This is a genomic window from Rhodococcus sp. MurmanLake-1, assembly GCF_056945715.1.
Genome location: NZ_JBWZNF010000010.1, coordinates 84,727 through 103,426 on the forward strand (window position 1 = coordinate 84,727; position 18,700 = coordinate 103,426).

The 18,700-nt window shown below is 60.6% G+C and carries 15 protein-coding genes; 5 read left to right on the top strand and 10 right to left on the bottom strand.

The features are described 5' to 3' along the window. Window positions 1-14: 14 nt before the first annotated feature. On the bottom strand, window positions 15-1,460 hold the full coding sequence (locus tag AC2ETI_RS24605) for an amino acid permease (protein WP_483634533.1): 1,446 nt from the start codon (window positions 1,458-1,460) through the stop codon (window positions 15-17). Further along, complete coding sequence (locus AC2ETI_RS24610; RefSeq protein WP_021333371.1) at window positions 1,460-2,899, bottom strand: aspartate ammonia-lyase; 1,440 nt, start codon at window positions 2,897-2,899, stop codon at window positions 1,460-1,462. Before AC2ETI_RS24610 ends, AC2ETI_RS24605 begins: the two co-directional genes overlap by 1 nt. 216 nt (window positions 2,900-3,115) lie before the next feature. On the opposite strand from AC2ETI_RS24610, the gene AC2ETI_RS24615 reads away from it, so the two are divergent. Continuing rightward, window positions 3,116-3,826, top strand: coding sequence for a FadR/GntR family transcriptional regulator (locus tag AC2ETI_RS24615; RefSeq protein WP_483634534.1), 711 nt, complete (start codon window positions 3,116-3,118; stop codon window positions 3,824-3,826). Continuing rightward, window positions 3,823-4,584, top strand: a complete 762-nt coding sequence (locus AC2ETI_RS24620; RefSeq protein ID WP_428689575.1) for an ankyrin repeat domain-containing protein — start codon at window positions 3,823-3,825, stop codon at window positions 4,582-4,584. Before AC2ETI_RS24615 ends, AC2ETI_RS24620 begins: the two co-directional genes overlap by 4 nt. Here AC2ETI_RS24620 and AC2ETI_RS24625 read toward each other — a convergent pair. Continuing rightward, window positions 4,545-5,516: a helix-turn-helix domain-containing protein gene (locus AC2ETI_RS24625; protein WP_483634535.1), complete on the bottom strand. Its 972-nt coding sequence runs from the start codon at window positions 5,514-5,516 to the stop codon at window positions 4,545-4,547. The two genes, AC2ETI_RS24620 and AC2ETI_RS24625, sit on opposite strands and share 40 nt — an antisense overlap. A 168-nt stretch (window positions 5,517-5,684) precedes the next feature. On the opposite strand from AC2ETI_RS24625, the gene AC2ETI_RS24630 reads away from it, so the two are divergent. Next, window positions 5,685-6,491, top strand: a complete 807-nt coding sequence (locus tag AC2ETI_RS24630; protein WP_080910312.1) for an alpha/beta hydrolase — start codon at window positions 5,685-5,687, stop codon at window positions 6,489-6,491. Between the two features lie 30 nt (window positions 6,492-6,521). Here AC2ETI_RS24630 and AC2ETI_RS24635 read toward each other — a convergent pair whose 3' ends face one another. The 4 genes from AC2ETI_RS24635 to AC2ETI_RS24650 form a co-directional block, all read right to left on the bottom strand. After that, window positions 6,522-7,712, bottom strand: coding sequence for a lipid-transfer protein (locus AC2ETI_RS24635; protein WP_020909545.1), 1,191 nt, complete (start codon window positions 7,710-7,712; stop codon window positions 6,522-6,524). Then, complete coding sequence (locus tag AC2ETI_RS24640) at window positions 7,709-8,185, bottom strand: Zn-ribbon domain-containing OB-fold protein (protein ID WP_019745839.1); 477 nt, start codon at window positions 8,183-8,185, stop codon at window positions 7,709-7,711. The genes AC2ETI_RS24635 and AC2ETI_RS24640 overlap by 4 nt, the downstream gene beginning before the upstream one ends. A gap of 212 nt (window positions 8,186-8,397) precedes the next feature. After that, a complete protein-coding gene (locus AC2ETI_RS24645; protein ID WP_211918515.1) occupies window positions 8,398-10,125 on the bottom strand; it encodes an FAD-dependent oxidoreductase in 1,728 nt (575 codons plus the stop codon). 33 nt (window positions 10,126-10,158) lie between these two features. Beyond that, complete coding sequence (locus AC2ETI_RS24650; RefSeq protein WP_003943163.1) at window positions 10,159-11,166, bottom strand: AurF N-oxygenase family protein; 1,008 nt, start codon at window positions 11,164-11,166, stop codon at window positions 10,159-10,161. 232 nt (window positions 11,167-11,398) lie between these two features. Here AC2ETI_RS24650 and AC2ETI_RS24655 point away from each other — a divergent pair, with 232 nt between their 5' ends. Next, on the top strand, window positions 11,399-12,286 hold the full coding sequence (locus AC2ETI_RS24655; RefSeq protein WP_483634536.1) for an SDR family oxidoreductase: 888 nt from the start codon (window positions 11,399-11,401) through the stop codon (window positions 12,284-12,286). 111 nt (window positions 12,287-12,397) lie between these two features. Here the strand turns inward: AC2ETI_RS24655 and AC2ETI_RS24660 are convergent, their stop codons facing one another. Then, on the bottom strand, window positions 12,398-13,636 hold the full coding sequence (locus tag AC2ETI_RS24660; RefSeq protein WP_483634537.1) for an HNH endonuclease signature motif containing protein: 1,239 nt from the start codon (window positions 13,634-13,636) through the stop codon (window positions 12,398-12,400). 457 nt (window positions 13,637-14,093) lie between these two features. Further along, complete coding sequence (locus tag AC2ETI_RS24665) at window positions 14,094-14,237, bottom strand: hypothetical protein (RefSeq protein WP_483634538.1); 144 nt, start codon at window positions 14,235-14,237, stop codon at window positions 14,094-14,096. 502 nt (window positions 14,238-14,739) lie between these two features. On the opposite strand from AC2ETI_RS24665, the gene AC2ETI_RS24670 reads away from it, so the two are divergent. Further along, window positions 14,740-15,363 carry a hypothetical protein gene (locus tag AC2ETI_RS24670; RefSeq protein ID WP_080910316.1) on the top strand — a complete coding sequence of 208 codons (624 nt, stop codon included), beginning with the start codon at window positions 14,740-14,742 and terminating at the stop codon, window positions 15,361-15,363. A gap of 629 nt (window positions 15,364-15,992) precedes the next feature. On the opposite strand, the gene lanKC is transcribed toward AC2ETI_RS24670, so the two are convergent. Continuing rightward, window positions 15,993-18,575 (bottom strand): class III lanthionine synthetase LanKC, encoded by a 2,583-nt coding sequence (lanKC, locus tag AC2ETI_RS24675; protein WP_483634539.1) that lies wholly within the window; start codon window positions 18,573-18,575, stop codon window positions 15,993-15,995. Between the last annotated feature and the right edge of the window lie 125 nt (window positions 18,576-18,700).

The following is an 18,700-nucleotide window of genomic DNA, read 5'->3' on the forward strand; positions in this document are numbered from 1 at the left end:
GAGGTCCTTTCACGTCAAGCTGTGGGGCGATGGATGGCCAACTCGCGAATGCGATTCCTGGCGCCGTACCAACCAATCATCAACAGCGGTGCGATGATCGCGATGGAGCCGACGGTCCATGTTCCAACAGGGTTGTCGAATGCCATCAATACGATAACGACCGCAAGAAAAACCAGTGTCGCGATCCCGGTGTACGGTGCGCCGAATATGCGGAAGGGAGGGCGGGTGACTTTGCCTTGTTTCGCAAGTTGCCAGAGCTTCAACTGGCACAACACTATGACTGCCCACGCACTGATGATGCCGAGGGCCGCAAGATTGAGGACTATTTCGAAGGCTTGCGCTGGGACAACAGCATTGAGCCCGACGCCGAACAGGATGACCACGCCGGTGAGTGCGATTCCCCCGTACGGCACTCCGGCTTTGTTCATTTTGGCAGCGAAGGCAGGCGCCGAGCCTGCCATCGCCATCGAATGGAGTATTCGTCCGGTCGAATACAATCCGGCGTTGAGGGAAGACAAGGCTGCCGTGAGAACGACCAGATTCATGATCGCATCCGCGCCTTGGATGTTGATCGAACCGAAGAATGTGACGAATGGACTTTCACCGGCGTGGTACTCCGTGTACGGGAGCAACAGCGAGAGCAGTAGTACCGATCCCACGTAGAAGACGAGGATCCGAATGATCACTGTGTTGATTGCCTTGGGTATCACCCTCCGGGGATTTTCGGTCTCTCCGGCCGTGGTTCCCACGAGTTCAATTGAAGCGTAAGCGAACACGACGCCTTGAATCACCACGACTGCCGGCAGTATTCCGTTGGGGAACAGCCCACCATTGTCGGTGATCAGGCTGAATCCGGAGGAATGCCCTTCGATGGGCGTGCCGAAGAGTACGAAATAGACACCGAACCCGAGGAACGCGGTCAACGCAACGACCTTGATCAACGCGAACCAGAACTCCAGCTCTCCGAAGACTTTCACGGACACCAGATTCAGTCCGAGAACCAACACCACCGCGATCAGAGCGAACATCCACTGATCGATGTGCCCCAGTGGCGCCCAGTACTTCTTGAAGAAGTTCATGTACAACGCCACAGCCGTGACATCGACCACGGCAGTCATTGCCCAGTTCATCCAGTACAGCCAACCCGCGGCGAAAGCCATCTTCTCGCCGAAGAATTCGCGTGCGTAGGAAACGAAGGATCCCGAAGTCGGTCGGTGCATCACCAGTTCGCCGAGTGCCCTCAGGATCAGGAACGCGAAGAACCCGCACAGCGCGTACACGAGAACCAAGGCCGGGCCCGCCTGTTGGAGTCGCCCTCCCGCACCCATGAAAAGGCCTGTTCCGATCGCACCACCGATCGCGATCATCTGAATCTGTCTGGGGCCGAGCGCCTTCTGATACCCGAGATCCTCTTCAGCGGCAACCTCGGCGTGGGGTGTCTCTTCCCGTTCGACGGTCATCAAACCTCCTCCGCAACGGCGGTAGCATGAGGCTTCTCGCCCGCAACGCGGAGATTGGCGAGATGTTCGGGGCTGAGCAACCGATCGAGTTCCTCGCGGTCGAGTAGGCCCGCTTCGATCACGAGATCGGCGACGCGACGCCCGGAAATCAACGCCTCCTGCGCAATCCGGGTGGACGCGGTATATCCGATGTAGGGGTTGAGCGCGGTGACGAGGCCGATGGAGTCTTCGACTCGCGCGCGCAACAGTTCGGTGTTGGCCGTGATACCGAGTACGCACCGGTCCGCCAGAATGCGGCAAGCCGCACCGAGGTGTCGCATTCCTTCGGACAGTGAGTGCACGATGATCGGCTCGAAAGCGTTGAGTTGGAGTTGCCCGGATTCCGCAGCCATCGTAATCGTCACGTCATTGCCGATGACTTCGTACGCGACCTGATTGAGGACCTCGGGAATTACCGGATTGACCTTGCCCGGCATGATCGACGAACCTGCCTGCACCGGAGGCAGATTGATCTCGTTCAATCCGGCTCGCGGACCAGAAGAGAGCAGCCGAAGATCGTTGCACACCTTGGACAACTTCACAGCGACCCGCTTGAGTACGCCGGAGAGGTGGACGAACTGGCCCACGTCTTGGGTTGCTTCGACCAGATCCGTTGCCAACACCAGCGGCAGCCCGGTTAGTGCGCCCAGGTCGGAACAGGCCACCTCGGCGTAGCCGGCAGGTGCGTTGAGACCGGTGCCGATAGCAGTGGCGCCGAGGTTGATCTCGTGAACGAGAAGAGCGGCCTCAGCCAGGCGCGCTCGATCCTCCTCGATCATGACCGCGTAGGTGCCGAATTCCTGACCCAGCGTCATCGGCACGGCGTCCTGCAGTTGGGTGCGTCCCATCTTCACTGTGTCGGCGAACTCGAGAGACTTGGTCGTGAACGCATTCTGGAGTACACGAAGTGCATCCAGCAGGTCCTCGATCGCGAAGATCGTCGAGATGTTGACGGCCGTGGGGTAGACGTCGTTGGTCGATTGGCTCAGGTTCACGTGCTCATTGGGGTGAAGTCGTTCGTAGTCGCCGCGCTGGTGGCCGAGGATTTCCAATGCGCGATTGGCGATTACCTCGTTGGCATTCATGTTCGTCGACGTTCCGGCACCACCCTGGATGACGTCCACTACGAACTGTTCGTGCCACCGGCCGTCCACGATTTCCTTGCATGCCTGTGAGATGGCCTCGGCTCGCGGGCCGTCGAGGATGCCCAGCTTCTCGTTTGCGCTGGCTGCGGCCCATTTGACGTAAGCGATGCCGCGGATCAGATGCGGGTTCGTGGCAATTGTTCGACCAGTGATCGGGAAGTTCTCCATCGCGCGCAAGGTGTGGATTCCCCAGTACGAATCGGCTGGAACTTCGCGATCGCCGAGCAGATCGTGTTCTGTTCGCGTTTCGAGCACTTGATCAATTCCTCGTGTCTCTTCGCGCAAGCATCACTCTGCGCGGTGGGTGTATTTCGGGATCGCAGCGCTGACGGACAAGTAGTAGACCCGCCCAGCTATCGGGCTATCAGGCTGTCTGACAGGTCTAATTGTTACCTCGCTCACTCCTGCACGTCAACCCGTCACCAGGTGCGATGTTTGACGCGGGACTTCGGCAGTCGCAACAATGACGGCATGAACCTGTCAGACAGCTGGGCCACCAGGCGACCAGTCGCCGCGCGGGTGAGTGCTGCCGAGGCAGTCCTCGCAGACCTTCGTGCCGCAATAGCCTCCGGCGATCTGGCAGTCGGAGAGCGTCTCCCGTCCGAAGCGTCCCTGGCCGAAAGGCACGGGGTCAGTCGATCGGTCATCCGTGAAGCCCTGCGCTCGTGCCACGCTCTCGGGCTCACCGAGACAAAATCCGGGCTCGGCACGTTTGTCGTCAGTGATTCGATAGCGCGAGACCTCGATTTCGGCAGTTACGCGGCCAACGAATTGGTCGAAGCACGGCCTCATGTCGAAATTCCGGCCGCGGGATGGGCTGCGCAACGGCACACCGCGGAGGAACTGGCAGCACTCCGCGGACTGGTTCAGCACATGCGTGACGAGGACGATCCGCTCGTATGGGTTGCACTCGACGCCCAATTTCACGGACTGATAGCAAAAGCCAGTAGGAATCGTGTCTTCGAGTCGGTAATCGTCGATATCCGTGAAGCGCTGACAAGGCAATCCGAGACACTCAATCTTGTTGCCGGTCGCCAGGAGAAGTCGAACGAGGAACACGAACGAATAGTCGAAGGAATTGCATCCGGGAGTTACGACCACGCCTCCAGGGCGATGGCCGAACACCTGGACGCCGTCAGGATGACGCTCGAAACACTTGTCCAAGAAAGTGATTCGCTGTGACGGCGCGGCCGCGCAGGTCTGTCCTCGCCTGCGCAATCTTCGCGGCATCGGTGACCGGAGCGTTGGCCGGCTGCAGTTCGTCCGACACCCCGCTGACGCCGACAACCGCGGCGTCAGCGACAACAACGGCAGCTGTACCACCTGCGGGTGTAAAGCCATCGTCGACGCCGGAATCCGAACGCACGCTCTTCGATGCTGTGGACCGCAATGATCCCGCAGCTGTTACCGCTGCCCTGACTGCCGGCGCGAACATCGAAGCGCGCGGCGAGGGCGAACGGACTCCACTCGTCGAGGCCACCAAGAACAACGCCGTCGCTGCGGCTTCTACGTTGATTCTTGCCGGAGCTGACGTGAACGCGAAGGATTCCATGCAGGATTCGGCCTTCCTGTATTCCGGAGCCGAGGGATTGAACGAGATTCTGGCATTGACGCTCAGCCATGGCGCGGATGTCGACAGCGTGAACCGTTACGGCGGTACGGCTCTGATTCCCGCGAGTGAACACGCGCATGTCGAGACCGTCCGGATGCTGATTGCTGCCGGGGTACCGGTCAATCACGTCAATGATCCGGGGTGGACGGCGCTTCTCGAGGCCGTTGTGTACGGTGACGGCTCGGCGCGCTACGTCGACGTGATCACTCAGCTTCTCGACGCCGGGGCAGATCCCTCGATCCGGGATGCGTCGGGAAAGACCGCATTGGACAATGCCGAAAGCCGTGGTCAGTCAGACGTTGTGGCGCTGCTGCAATCGCGGAGCTGACGCCAACGAGTCGGGCTGACTCCGTAGGCCTGCCGAAACCGTCGGCTGAAGTGTCCGGCGTCGACAAATCCCGCACGGCGCGCAATGGTGGCGATCGGCAGGTCGACGGTAGCCGGTCGAGTCAGTTCATCCCGAGCCTTCTGCAGGCGCTGGGTGATGATCCACTGCTCGAGCCGGAATTCGTTGTCCGAACAGATCTTGTACAGCTGACGCAGTGAGATGCTGTGGGCGTGGGCAATTCGTGCAGGATGTAGCGCCGGATCGTGAAGGTGTTCGCGGATGTATCGGCGGACCGATGTCAACGTGAGTGCCGATATCGGAGCGGAGGCGTCGGGATTTGCATGCGTGATCGAAGCGACCAAAGCGCGCGCCAGTTCGATCGAGGCCTCGCCCAATTGTTCGGCGGCAGGATCGGTCTCCAACTGATCGGCGCTGCGGAACAATTCACGAACGTGCGCGATCATCAAGGGGTACAGGTTGCTGTGGTGAGGTCGCGTGGCAGCGTCTCGCACGGTGTCGATCGGTAGTCCCAGCCGATCCATCGGAACGTAGAGGCACTGGGAAGCACCCGTTCCCGTCCAGGAAAAATCGTAGGTCGACGTCAGGTCCGTCATGAGTAGTTCACCGGCCGGGACTCTGCGTTGCTCATCGTGCTGATCTAGATGGCCGATTCCGCTCTCCTGCAGGGCAATCGCGAGAACCGGCATCGACGCTGATCGCACGTGCCGCGGTGTTCTGGTCAATCGCATCCCCGTCGACTCGGAGCGGAACAGTGATGCTGCGCCCAGATTCCACACGTTCATCCGGGCGCTCACGCCCGCCGGATCCTCCAAGTGGATCGCACAGGGAACCGATGCGCGTCCCATCGCGTCGACGAAGGCGTCCGTGCGTTGCTCAGGCTCCAGCACGGAAGTATCCAGGAGCAAAGCCATGCAGCCTTGATACCCCGGGATGTGGACGCTCAACCAGAATTTGTGCACCGTGAGCCCAGAAGTCTGCACGGACAGTCACGTCCGTCGCAGCAGGTATTTCTAGGATCGAAACGGGCGTGTCCCGGCCTACCGCAGTTTCTCGCTTGCCTACGAGAGTGAAGGAAACGCATGAAGATCTCACGTGTATTCACAGCAGTTCTGGCAATGCTCATGACAGTCGCGGCCGGACTGATCTTCGGTTCCGGTGCTGCGGTGGCAAGCCCCAAGCCAACTGTCGTTCTGGTTCACGGCGCCTTTGCCGACGCCACCAGTTGGGACGGAGTTGCCGCCGACCTACGCTCGCGTGGCTATCGCGTCGTGACGCCGGACAATCCTTTGCGCGGGCCGGCTTACGACGCGTCCGTGATCGAGAAGACGGTTGCGGACATCGACGGCCCCGTCGTTCTCGTCGGGCACTCGTACGGCGGCGCGGTGATCACCAATGTCCACGATCCGAAAGTCCAGTCGCTGGTCTACATCGCGGCGTTCGGTCCGGTGGAGGGTGAGCCGGTACAGATCACGATCGACCCGATTCGATTCCCTGGCAGCCAATTGCTTCCTCCCGCTCTGGGATTGAAGATCGTCGACGATCCTCACGCGATCGGCGGGAAGAACGTCGACGGCTACGTCACGGACGAGTATTTCCATTCCGTCTTCGCTCAGGACGTTTCCGACGAGACGGCGGCAACGATGTTGGCTCATCAGAAGTCCGCCGCTTTGTGGGCGAACCTCGAACTCGGCGGGCCGCCGTCGTGGGCGAACACACCGAGCTGGTATCTGGTCGCCGGTGAGGATCGCGTGATCCCAGCTTCGGCGCAGCGGTTCATGGCAAACCGGATGGGCGCGAACACCAGCGAACTCCCGACCTCCCATGCCTCGCTGGTTTCACAGCCAGGGGCAGTGGCAGACGTGATCGTGGCGGCCGCTCACGGGTGAGTGTGCGACCGCCACGAAAGTAGAACGGGGTCAGGCGGAAACGATTACCGAGGAGCCGTGTCCGAACAGACCTTGGTTGGCGGTGATACCGATGCGAGCTCCTTCGACCTGACGGCCTTCGGCTTGTCCGCGCAGCTGCCAGGTGAGCTCGCACACCTGCGCAAGTGCCTGTGCGGGAACGGCTTCGCCGAAGCACGCGAGACCGCCGGACGGATTGACCGGGATGCGGCCCCCGATGCTGGTGTCACCCGCACGCAGAAGGTGCTCGGCCTCGCCCCGCTTGCACAGCGCGAGGTCTTCGATCCAGTCCAGTTCCACCGAGGTAGCGAGGTCGTAGACCTCGGCGACGTCGACGTCTTCGGGAGAGATCCCGGCTTCCTCGTACGCGGCGTAGCCGATGGATTCCTTGAACGTGCGCTCCGGAGCCGGGACGGCGGAGCTGGAATCGGTGGAGAAGTTCGGCATATCCATGATCGTCTGCGGGAACGTCGGCGTGACCGTCGAAATAGCCTTGATGCGAACAGGTTCCGCGATGCCCATCTTGCGGGCGTATTCCATCGACGTCAGCAAGATTGCGGCGCCGCCGTCGGACGTCGCGCAGATGTCGAGCAAATGCAGGGGATTGGACACCACGGGGGATGCCAACACGTTCTCGACGGTGACTTCCTTGCGGTAGCGCGCATTCGGATTATTGAGCCCGTGCTTGGCGTTCTTGACCTTCACGTTGGCGAAGTCCTCCGCGGTGGCGCCGTAGAGGTCGATGCGACGACGCGCGTTGAGCGCGAAGTACGCCGGGTTGGTCATACCCATGAGGCGGAAGCGCAGCCAGTCCGGGTCGTCCCAACGCTCACCTGCGACGGGAGCGAGGAAACCCTTGGGGGTGGTGTCCGCGCCGACGACCAGGGCAACTTCGCTGAGGCCGGCCAGGATTCGTGCGCGAGCGGTGTCGAGTGCCTGGGCTCCCGTCGCGCACGCTGCGTACGACGTGGCGACGCGAGCGCCGTTCCAGCCGAGTGCCTGTGCGAAGGTGGCTCCGGCGACGTATCCGCCGTAACCGTTGCGGACTGTCTCGCCGCCGACGATGAAGTCGACGTCCTGCCAATTCACGCCCGAATCGGCGAGCGCGGCGCGAGCGGCGGCAACGCCGTATTTCACGAACGACTGGCCCCACTTGCCCCAGGGGTGCATACCGACACCGAGTACTGCGACGTCCTTGCTCATGACTGCGACTCCTGATCAGCTGCGGCGACAGGCTTCCAGCGCCACGTCGTACGTACTCCGGTTTCGTCGGTGTACAGCGGCTCGACAACCAATTCGACGGTATTGCCGACCTTGAGATCGTCGACGCCGAATCCGTCGGCCACCTGGCCGAGGATGACGATCCCCTCGGGCAGTTCGACTGCTGCAAGAGCAAAAGGTTCGTACGGATCCGAGCGCGGGATGTACGGCGGCGGGGGCTGGTACTGCGCGTCGGTGTACGACCAGACAGTGCCGCGGCGGGAGAGTTCCACGTCGTCGAACTCCTCGCTGAAGCAGCTCGGGTTCTTGCAGAACGTCGCCTCACGAGGGAAGGAAATGGTGCCGCAGGATTGGCACTTCGTGCCGATCAGAGCAGGTTCGTCGCCGGTGGTGAACCAACCCTCTACTGCAGGTGTCACACTCCCGTTCGGCGCCGGCGTTGCAGTCTCGCTCATGCAATCCTCATCTGGTTGGCGAGCCTGATCCGGGGGATCGTGGGCCCGCTGTGCCGCTTACTGGAACAGGTTGCAGTATTACACGATTTCGGCCGCTGACGGGCAAAAATTTTCGCTGAGTGGGACGCTGCCGGAACGCAGACGGCCCCGCCGGGCAGACGAGTCTGCAGGCGGGGCCGTGTGCGTGAAAGTAGCTGTTTACCTGTAGCGGATCAGCGAGCGCGAACGGGTCGACCGAATCGACGCGCCGGTTTCACCCGGGCCGCAGCGTCGAGGATGGAGGTGATCTCGACCTGATCCAGAACCTTTTCGCGGACACGGTCGTGCGCAGCGCCGCGTTCCAGTTCCGCCTTGTCGATGGCGTGCCAGCCCTCGCGGTCGACTACGTCGGACTGTCGCGCCCGGACCAGACGATCGACTGCGGAGTCGTCGGCGACCGGGTTGGTCAGACGTCCGTCGTTGAAGTCGTCGACGAGCATCCTGATCGTTTCCTGCGCGCAGGACTTGTTGGTGCCGATGAACCCACTCGGTCCGCGCTTGATCCAACCGGTCACGTAGACGCCGGTTGCGGGATCGCCGTTCGGAGCCTCGAGGACGCGGCCGTTCTCATTCGGAATGACCGAAGCACGCTCGTCGAACGGGACGCCGGTGATGGGCACTCCGCGGTAGCCGATCGAGGTGAGGACCAAGCCGGCATCGATGGTCTCGGTATCGCCCGTCGCCTCGATCTGCACGGTTCCGTTGGCGTCGACCAGGGCGTTGCGAGCGAACTCGATTCCACTGACCTGATCGTCGCCGGTGATCGACGTCGGCGTGAGCAGGTAGCGCAACGTGATGCGCTTGTTGCCGACGTCGACGTGATCGCGGTTCTTCAGGGCTTCGAGTAGACGCAACTTCTGCTCGACGGCATGCGGAAGCTCGCCGCGTTTTGCCAGTTCTTCGGTGGCCGAGTCGAGAACCATGTCGTCGGGTCCGACAGAGAGTTCGATGTCCGGCAGTGCCATCAGGCCGGTGAACTCGGGGACTGTGAACGCGGACTGCGCGATTCCGCGTCGACCCACGATGACAACTTCTTCGACGCGACTCTTCCGCAGAGCGGCGAGTGCGTGAGCGGAGATGTCAGTGCCCGCCAACTTCTCGGGATCGGCCGTGAGAATGCGAGCGACGTCGAGCGCGACGTTTCCGTTTCCGATGATGACCGCGCGGCGATGCGAGAGGTCGAAGACGTCGTCGGCGTGATCGGGGTGGCCGTTGTACCAGGCCACGAAGTCGGTGGCCGATGCCGTGCCAGGCAGATCAGCACCCGGAATGCCGAGACCACGGTCGGACGAAGCGCCGACTGCGTAGAGCACCGCATGGTGATTTTCGAGCAGTTCGCTGTGCGAGATGTGCTTGCCGATCTCGACGTTGAGGTAGAACTCGAAACCCTTTTGTGCGGCGATCTTGTCGAACAAGCGAGTGACCTGCTTGGTCTTCTGATGGTCCGGAGCAACGCCGGCGCGAACCAAGCCGTAAGGCACAGGAAGGCGATCGAAGACGTTGACCTGCACGTCAGGCTGAGTCAGTAACTCGTCCGCGGCGTACATCGCCGACGGTCCGGAACCGACGATCGCAACGCGCAACGGCGGTCGGCCCTTGTCGACGTGGGCTGCCGGGATGACCTTGGCGAGAAGCGGCCTGGGCCGCTCTTCCTTGTAGAAGTCCGCATTGATGGACAGGAAGACTCGCTGCGGGTCGGTCAGCTTCGACTCGGGGACGATGGCGTCGACCGGGCAGGCCGAGACACATGCGCCGCAGTCGACGCAGGCCTGCGGATCGATGTGCAGCATCTCGGCGGTGAGGAAGTCCGGCTCGTCCGGCGTCGGATGGATGCAGTTGACCGGGCAGGCGTAGACGCACGAGGCGTCGCTGCAACAGGACTGCGTGACTACGTGTGGCATGGCGCTATGAGTCCGATCTCGACTGTCCGGGAGCTACGCGGCGGCGTTGTGCGAGCTGCGGTGAGGTTCGCTACGGAAGCGTGATGCGCGGCCGTCCATCTTGCAGGCCTTCCACACCAGGCGCGAGGCACGGTTCATCAGGCCGGTGTCGGTGGCCAGCATGCGGACGTCACCGAAGTAGTTGCGCAGGGTCTGGCGCGACTCGGGCAGATCCCAGAACAGGTCCTTCTTCACGGACTTCGGGATGTCGAACTGCTTCCAGAAGGACTTCGGCGGGATGACGATGGCGTCACAGAGAATGCGCATGACGATCGGGAACAGCAGCGAGAGGACGAACCGGTTCGGGCGTGACATCAGCGGGATGCGACGGCTCAGAAGCTTGTGCGCGAACGAGATGTGACGCGCTTCCTCGGCTACGTGGATGGCCATGACCGACTGCATGATCGGGTGGATCTGGCCGCCGGCGCGCAGGATGCTCTTCTGAATGTGGTCGATCGGCTCTTCACCGGCGAGGACACCGACAAAGAACAGTTCGGGGAACGGACCCGCAGCGAGGGGGATGAAGGGTGCAAGCATCTTCATCGGACGGCTCATGCCGGGAGCGTCGGCACCGATGCGGTTGACCATCTCCTGGAACATCATCGTGTGGTTGCACTCTTCGACCGACTCGTGCGTGCAGTAGCGCGCCTCGGCCGAATCGTTGGGCAGCGAGAAGACGTACTGCATCATGCCGCGGATCAGAATGTTCTCGAACTGGAGACCGACCTTCGCGACATTGGCCTGGCGCCACATGCCGATTTCGATCTGCCTGGCCTCGGACTGCGACTGGTACCACGGGTGAGCACCCAGCGGATCTGTCTCGGCCGGGAGGATCCAGCGGCGATCGTTCGGGACGACGGCAAACTCGGGGGAGTCCCAGTCGATGTCGAGGTACGGGTCGAAGTGCTTGTGCACCGAGCCCTCGGACAGGAGTCGAAGCGTCTCGTTGTACGAGTCGTCGGATGCTTCTCCGCGCTTGTCGAGCGGCGATGTGAGCGTCATGGCGTCTCCTCTTCGTTTCGGTCACCGCTGGTATTTCTCGCGGTGTTCGGTGGAATCGAGGGCCGGTTGTGTGATCGCTGGCACTCGGTCTGGGTTTAATGTAACCCGAGGTATCAGGAAAAGCTAGTGGCAGATACTCCTGGATCTCGACGAATTCTTGACACGGTCGAAACGGCGCCATAACTTACTTTTGAGTAATTTCCGCGGTGCGCTCGAAGTTGGCTGTTCAGGGATGGGTTCGCACCGAAACGCACGCGAAGATCGAACCGAGGCCGATGTGATCAGAACGCTGCTCAGCAATATTGCCTTGAGCCCGCCGACGCGACTGCGCTCTCTTGTTCCGTCACGCGGTGTCACGCTCTCCGACAAGACGATCGTTCTGACAGGAGCTTCCTCGGGGATCGGCGAGGCGACAGCTCATCTCTTGGCTCGTCGGGGAGCCGAGATGATCCTGATCGCGCGCGGTGAGGAAAACCTCGAACACGTACGGGACGAGATCCACCGCAGGGGAGGGTGGGCGCACATCGTGCCTGCGGACCTCTCCCGCGGTGAAGCCGTCGACGAACTCGCGGAGACGATCGCGGATCGATTCGGGTCGGTCGACATCCTCGTCAACAATGCGGGTCGCTCGATCCGGCGTACCGCGTTGGATTCGGTCGACCGATACCACGACTACGAGCGCACCATGGCACTCAACTACTTCGGACCTACACGACTGACGTTGCGTCTGCTGCCCGCGATGCTCGAGGCGAAGTCCGGACACATCATCAACGTCGGAACCTGGGGAGTCACTGCCGGCGTGATGCCGAGGTTCAGTGCCTACCACGCGTCGAAGTCTGCTCTCAGTGCCTTCGGCCGAAGCCTCGGCGCGGAATGTCACGGCACCGGTGTCGATGTCACCACAGTGCAATTCCCACTCATACGAACACCGATGATCGCGCCGACGGCGGATTACGTGAGCCAGCCGGCGCTGACGGCCGATCAAGCTGCATCGTGGATCTTGAGGGCGATCAATACGCGTCCCGTCGAGCTGTATCCGCGGTACGCGGGGCTGTTACGAGCGATTGACGTTGTATCCCCTTCTGCCACTGACGCTCTCGTGCGAAGGGCCGGGATCTGAGGGGCTGGGATCTGAGGGGCTGGGATTTGAGGGGTTGGGATCTGACCAGAAACGTGCGCCAGCACCGGGGCATGGTTCGTCCCCGGTGCTGATGTATTCGATTGTCGCGATTCACGCCGCTGTGGGTGGGCTGTTCCCGCCGATCGGCTGTTGATACGGATCGATCGACATCGGTGGATAGAACACCGTCTTCCGATCCGGGCCGATCTCGACCCGCCATTCGGTGTGGTGCAGCGTCCGATGATGATGACCGCACAACAAGATCAGATTGTCGAGATCCGTTGGGCCACCATCATTCCAGTGAACAATATGGTGAGCATCGCACCACCCCGACGGAGTCCCGCACCCCGGAAACGCACACCCACCATCCCGAACCGCCAACGCCCGCCGCTGCGGCACCGTCGCTGTTCTCGCTTCCTTACCGCACTCGAGCGGAACACCATTCTCATCCAACAAGATCCGCGTCACGGTGCAGTCGCACGCCAGCATCCGGGCAGTGTCGATACTGATCGGGCCCACCCAATCCGTCCACGCGAACCCCAGTTCATCGGTCGACGGCAGGAGGTCTTTCAAAGCTTTCAGGTCCGTCATGTCCTTGGCCGACGCGGTGACCGTGATGTGTGGTTTCACCCCGCCCTCGATCGGACCCAACCCCGCCCGCTCATACCGGCGCAACAGTTCGCAGAACCCGTCCGCACGTCGTAGTGCCGGAGTACGCGTGTCCTTGACACCGTCCTTCTCCGGCGTCGGCGCCGACAGCCTCGACAACAAGGTGATCAGACGGTCCCCGTTCACAGCATCTAAATCGCCCTTCACCGTGACACGCCCGTACAAGCCTTTCGAGGCGTAGAACTCGTTGCGTTCGGAATCCTCGCCGACCGGGACGCCATCCTCGCGTTTTCCGTACTGCTTCTCGATCCGCCGAATCGCTGCCCGCACCGCATCACAATCGGCAATGTTCTTCACCGCCAACGACAACAAGATCCCGCGGGCCTTGTCCACCTCCGCCGGGGTCATGTTCTTCGGTGGATGCTGACAAAACGACGCCACCTGCCGGGCTTTCAACGCATCCACATCACCCCGGTGAAACGCATCGCCCACAACGGGTTCGAGCATCAACAACCGCGCCAACCCGACCAGCAGACTGCACTCGCCGATCTCCAGATTCGTCGAACCGTGCAACCACTGTGCGATCGCCCGAAAACCCTTCCCCCCGAGAACGTCACGGGAAAACATTTCGACGATCAGCAACACCATCCGCGACTGCAACTCGTGTCGGGCACGCACCAGATCCAGAACCTCACTCTTGAGGCCCTCGCCATCCAGTTGCCACGCATCCCGACTGTCCATGCCGAAAGCTTAATCGAACAAAGTTTCGAACACAAGAGAATGTGGATCGAAAATTGCTGCTATCAAATCGATTTCGACATTTCGGACAGTCGGTTATAGGCGGGTCGCCGACGTAGTCCACGTGCGCCGACGAGTGCGAGCGCCACCATCAACCCGGAGCACAACAGCATCACGTCGGAATTGTCTGAGCCCCAGCACATTGTGTAATCGGCGTCGATCATGTTGCCGCCTGTCCCCGGCAAGCGTATGGGTCCAGCCGAGCACCAGGCCCAGGAGTGTCATCGCCAGCGTGATGGGAACGAAGACCACCAGGACCCGCAAGAAATACCCTCGAACACGGCCGGTGGATTCGCGAAGATCGACGAGTAGTGGAAGCGCCGGACACGACGGACACCGATTTGTTACTCGTCGGTCTGGTGTCGAGTGCGCCGCTGTTGTCCCGAGTCAGCGCCAGTGTTCAGCGCTTCCGGCGGCCGAAAAATATGCCGGCAGCCGAGATGACGATCAGCACCACAAGAACGACGACGATGTACGACCTGTCCGCGGCCGGCGCTACCGTTTCGCTTTCTTTGGTCACTCCGTCGGTGAATGTACAGCTCATACCTGGAGGGAACCATCCCCAGAAGTCTGTAATTCCTACCCCCACCCTCTCTGCACGCTCAGGAAGGAGATAATTGAATCGTGACGGGATTCCATAATGATCGATGCACCAACTGGGTTGATGTTGGAGTCGCAAAGAAAATACGTCCAACAAGTAGACAATGGCTACTGCGATCAGTGATACCGCCATAGCCGCTTGACTCACTCGTAATAATCGCATTTTCACGACTTTCCCCCAACAGTCACGTCATCATGAGGTGACGATGGTGTTCGTTGCTGCGATCCACCGAATCCGGCCGTGCTCAAAATTGACCTGTCGACTTTGGGAGTCGCCGAACTCTCCTGACATCGGTAGTTCAAATCGACCATCCTCGCAGCCCTGCCTCCCATAGTCAGCAAAGATAGCACCGTGGACACTTTCTCCGTGCCGAGAAACAATCGATCGTGAGATCGGGGAAGTGGTTACTGCTAGTCCGCGACAAACAGCTCGCTATTCTCATCGAATGGATCAGGCAGTGTCGAACTCGCAGGCAACGAGAAGGTCCGGTGCTCTTCGTTGGGTTGGTTTGGTAAACGCACTTATCGCAGCGTCGGCGTCGGCGATGTATGTCGCAGCGAAATGCCATCTCACCTGGCCCGAACCTGGGGATAGTGCACTCTCGATCGCCGGTGCGATCGTTCTCTGGGTCCTCACCGCGACTGTTGCAATCGTGCTGCTCGGAGTGTGCTGGTGGCAGCGACGCCGATGGTTGTGGTCCGTTGTCGCTGTTCCGGTTCTCGTGGTGATCGCGCTCGGGATCGCGGCCGCGGGGCAGCCACATTTCGATCAGTATCGGGCAGACTTCGAAACCGTTGCACAGCAACTACTTCAAGAACCTGACGATCCCTATTCCGATGGGTATCATCGTGATCTACGAATCGGCAGATTCGATATCTCCTATGCCAACGTCAGCAGTGAAGGCCACGTCTATTTCTATGACGCACGAGATGGATTGGACATCTTGGACAATCCAGGCTGGGTGTACGCACCCGATGGCGTGTCCGACAAGACCTTCAATCAGCTCCAGTTGGAAGACATCGGGGGCGGATGGTACCGATTCCCTCATCTTGTCGTTGACAGCTATTGAAACTCAAACCACCCGACCAGCATTCCGGAGGCGAAGGGAAGTAGGAGTACGAAAAGCGTCGTGAAGGTCAAGGCGGTGTCGGTGCGGCAACTGCCACCTCCGTCGTACCAGCGTGAGCAGATGTCCCCGAAGTCCCAACTCTCGCCGAACGCTGAACGAACCAACCTGAAAACGCGGCTGTCAGGATCAGGAGGAATATCACCGCCGCTGGCCGCCCGATCTGCCCTCGGCATTGCCGCCAGGTCGCGCACATCATCGGCAAATACAGCTCGGTGAAGTGCGGATGCGTCTCATGATGAAACAATACTGTTCGTCTGGTGATCCGCACGGATTCCCAAAGCCGATACCCCGGACCTTCTCCGAGGTATCGGCCTGAGGTCAGAGGCAGAAGAAACTGAGCGAACTGATTGCCGCGTTCTGCTCGAGCTGGCCTGCGTCTCCGACGTTGCCGGCGGCGACTGACAGATCTTGAAGGGAGAGAATAGCGTCCATTGTCATTTCCTTTGTTGATCGGCGTTCTTGCCGATGGATTTGATCGATCGAGTTTGCTTGCGGTGTTGATTTCATTCCAGGTTTTTCGCCTGGTACTTCTGTGCTCCAATCTGCCGTGGGTGATAACTTCCGAACAATTAGGCGATGTGGCAGTTCGACGCGCACATCAGTGGAAACGACTGTCGGGCAGTTGCCGATCCGGTATGTCGGAGCAACGCCAGTATTCCTGCAGATCCGGTTGCCCAGTCTGTCGAGAGTCTCAGGTTCAGTTCACCTGGAAAGTGCAGTCCTCCTGCGTGATTGAGGCTGTGTAAGCCCAGAAGCTGCAACTGCTGGGCAAGCGTCTGCTCACAATCGGCGCCGGCATATGGACTCTTGGAGAGTTCGCCGAGGAAGAGAATCAGCCCGGCTCGCCCGTTTAGTAGTCCGGCTTGGGCAGTGAATTCGACGGCGGCAGCGCGGGATATGGCAAGTAGCGCAGACGCGTAGCGCGGCTCGTCGACATGTCGAACAAGTTGAAGAAGTACCAGGCCCACGCCGACGGATCCCGATCCGAGGTACGGCATTGTCCGGCGCTCCTCTCTCAGCTGCATCGAACCGTCAGGGCACATCTGCATCACGGACAGGTCGATGTCGACAAGCTGTCGCGCGTGTTCCAGCGATCGAGGATCACCGGTCCGTTCGTAGTGGCGAGTCCAGAACAGCGCTTGCCCGCTCGGCCCTCTCATCAAGCCTCCGCGACCCGTTGTCGCCCAAGATGTTCCGTCGGTGAAGCGGACGTGTGCGCGAGCAGCCGGAAGGCGATCCCGCAGAGTTTCGGTGACGAGAGCGAGAGTTGACGATGCCGCCGGACACGACTCCAATTCCTCGAGTAGAAGGCACCCGATTCCGGAAAGGCCGCCGAAGAGGCTGGAGTCGAGATCGTCGAGTGGGGCTCGACGCAAAGTCTCGGCCCACCTGTCGGCAGTCGAGTGTCGTCCTAGTTGCCGAAAGGTATGCACCGCACCCGCGAGCCCGTCGAAGAAACCGAACCGTGGTTGCGTATCCGAATCAACTTGATGTTCAGTCCATTCCAGAACTGTCTCCAAGGTGTCGGTGGGAAGATCATCGGCGAGTAGGTTTCCGCACGAGCCGTGAGCAATGCCGTAACCGTTCACTTCGAACTGGGCGATGTCACCGGGAAAGAGTCGATCAGCGCGGGAGAGATCAAGTGTGGTGAGGATGCCGCAGCGCAATCGAGCGTCCATACGTTGCAAGGTTTCCCTCGACGACGTGTCCCAACGATGCGGGTGATCCTCCGGTTCCGGCGGCTGTGCGTCGAGCATCGAATAGAGCGAGGCACAGAAGGCACGAGGAAGATCGAATCGAGACACCGCGTAGCCGATGAGTTCGGGAATCTTGTTGCGGTCGAGGGGGAGCAATGTAGTAAGTGGGACAAAGAGTCCCAGCTCGATGCATCCCAAGGAGTATCGATCTGCCTCGATTCCTGTCAACTGTTGCGGTGCGGTGTACCCGGGAGCCCCGGTGGACCGGGGCGGTTGCTCGTCGATGTTGTGGGCCATCTCGAAATCGATGATCCGAATACCCGACGGTGAGCACATCACGTTGCCGGGGTGAAGATCGGCATGAACGATTCCGGCGTTGTGGAAGCTCTCGACTGCGGTAGTCAGCTGTTGTGCAATACCGAGCGCCCAGGTTCTGTATTCCGTTCGGGAGCTGAGTGTCTGATCCGCGCGTATCAGCGGATAGCGGAGCGCAATCTCCTGATTCAGGGGAGCGCCGGGAGCGCGCTCGGTGACAAGAAAGTGGTGTCCTTCGCGCTCGAACAAGTTGAGCGCGGAAGGTGAGTACGGGTTGTCGGCAAGGTGAGTCAGCGTGTCGTACTCGTTGCGGATGCGGTCGATTGCGTACCGGCCGTTGGCGTCCGGGGCGGTGAAGGGCCGACCCTCTTTGATGACCAGATTGATGCCGGCGTCGTCCAGCGCGGAGTAGATCCCCCCGCTGTTGCTGAAGTGCAGGGCTTCAGTGATCGAATAGGGGAAGGCGTCGCGTGATTTCAGCTTGTCTTGCTGCGCGCGAACGAAGTCCGGGATTTGTGCCCAGTCTGGAGTTCTGAAGGAAGTGCCGCGCAGATCGGGTTCGAGCGATCCGTCAGGGCGCCGTATTGCCGGGACGCGATCGCCGAATGAATCGTTGGTGTGCATGGGCAGGTACGCGCCGTACCGTAAGTACAGTGGTCCCCGGTTCCATCGCACATCGCTGAGGATGTATGGCCCGTCGGCAGCCGTGACAAGCTCGTCCAGTTCGGTGATGACACGTTGTGTGGCAACGCTATCCGCCGGATAGATCGTGATGAATTTTCCGCTGGATGTTCGATTGGCCTGCTTGCTGTTGGAGAACATGAGGTCTGCTGCCGTCCGAAGAAATTTGAAAGGCACCAGATTGTGGCCGCAATACGCGGAGACGGTATCGAGCAGCTCCTGCGCGTTGGCTTGGGTAGCGGAGCAGTGAATCTTCCATCCCTGTTCTGGCAGCACGCTGTCAGGCGGTTGGAAGTAGTTCCACGGTCCGCTTTGGGGACCGCGTCGCCAGAGTGACCAGTCCACCGACTTTGCAGGCTTAAAGTGCTGGTCAGTCGGTGCGTCAGGTCGAGTGACCGTTCTGATTCGGTCGTAGAAATGCGAGTCGGCACGTGTGAATGCAACGTATCGCAGGTCCACGCTCTACCTCCGGGTCAGTCCCCCTGCGGTTTGTCATCGATTGGTGCCACGCCCCGAATCCCCTGTGGCTTGGATTGCTTGTGGCGGAAGGTTATCCGATTCCGGACATTTCGGGCGAAGATTGA

Bases quoted from the DNA above. Each gene is read 5' to 3' on its own strand.
- AC2ETI_RS24665 (WP_483634538.1), bottom strand. From the start codon at position 14,237: ATGAGCTGTACATTCACCGACGGAGTGACCAAAGAAAGCGAAACGGTA.
- AC2ETI_RS24630 (WP_080910312.1), top strand. From the start codon at position 5,685: ATGAAGATCTCACGTGTATTCACAGCAGTTCTGGCAATGCTCATGACA.
- AC2ETI_RS24660 (WP_483634537.1), bottom strand. From the start codon at position 13,636: ATGGACAGTCGGGATGCGTGGCAACTGGATGGCGAGGGCCTCAAGAGT.
- AC2ETI_RS24655 (WP_483634536.1), top strand. From the start codon at position 11,399: ATGGGTTCGCACCGAAACGCACGCGAAGATCGAACCGAGGCCGATGTG.
- AC2ETI_RS24635 (WP_020909545.1), bottom strand. From the start codon at position 7,712: ATGAGCAAGGACGTCGCAGTACTCGGTGTCGGTATGCACCCCTGGGGC.
- AC2ETI_RS24625 (WP_483634535.1), bottom strand. From the start codon at position 5,516: ATGGCTTTGCTCCTGGATACTTCCGTGCTGGAGCCTGAGCAACGCACG.
- AC2ETI_RS24605 (WP_483634533.1), bottom strand. From the start codon at position 1,460: ATGACCGTCGAACGGGAAGAGACACCCCACGCCGAGGTTGCCGCTGAA.
- AC2ETI_RS24670 (WP_080910316.1), top strand. From the start codon at position 14,740: ATGGATCAGGCAGTGTCGAACTCGCAGGCAACGAGAAGGTCCGGTGCT.
- AC2ETI_RS24615 (WP_483634534.1), top strand. From the start codon at position 3,116: ATGAACCTGTCAGACAGCTGGGCCACCAGGCGACCAGTCGCCGCGCGG.
- AC2ETI_RS24645 (WP_211918515.1), bottom strand. From the start codon at position 10,125: ATGCCACACGTAGTCACGCAGTCCTGTTGCAGCGACGCCTCGTGCGTC.
- AC2ETI_RS24640 (WP_019745839.1), bottom strand. From the start codon at position 8,185: ATGAGCGAGACTGCAACGCCGGCGCCGAACGGGAGTGTGACACCTGCA.
- AC2ETI_RS24650 (WP_003943163.1), bottom strand. From the start codon at position 11,166: ATGACGCTCACATCGCCGCTCGACAAGCGCGGAGAAGCATCCGACGAC.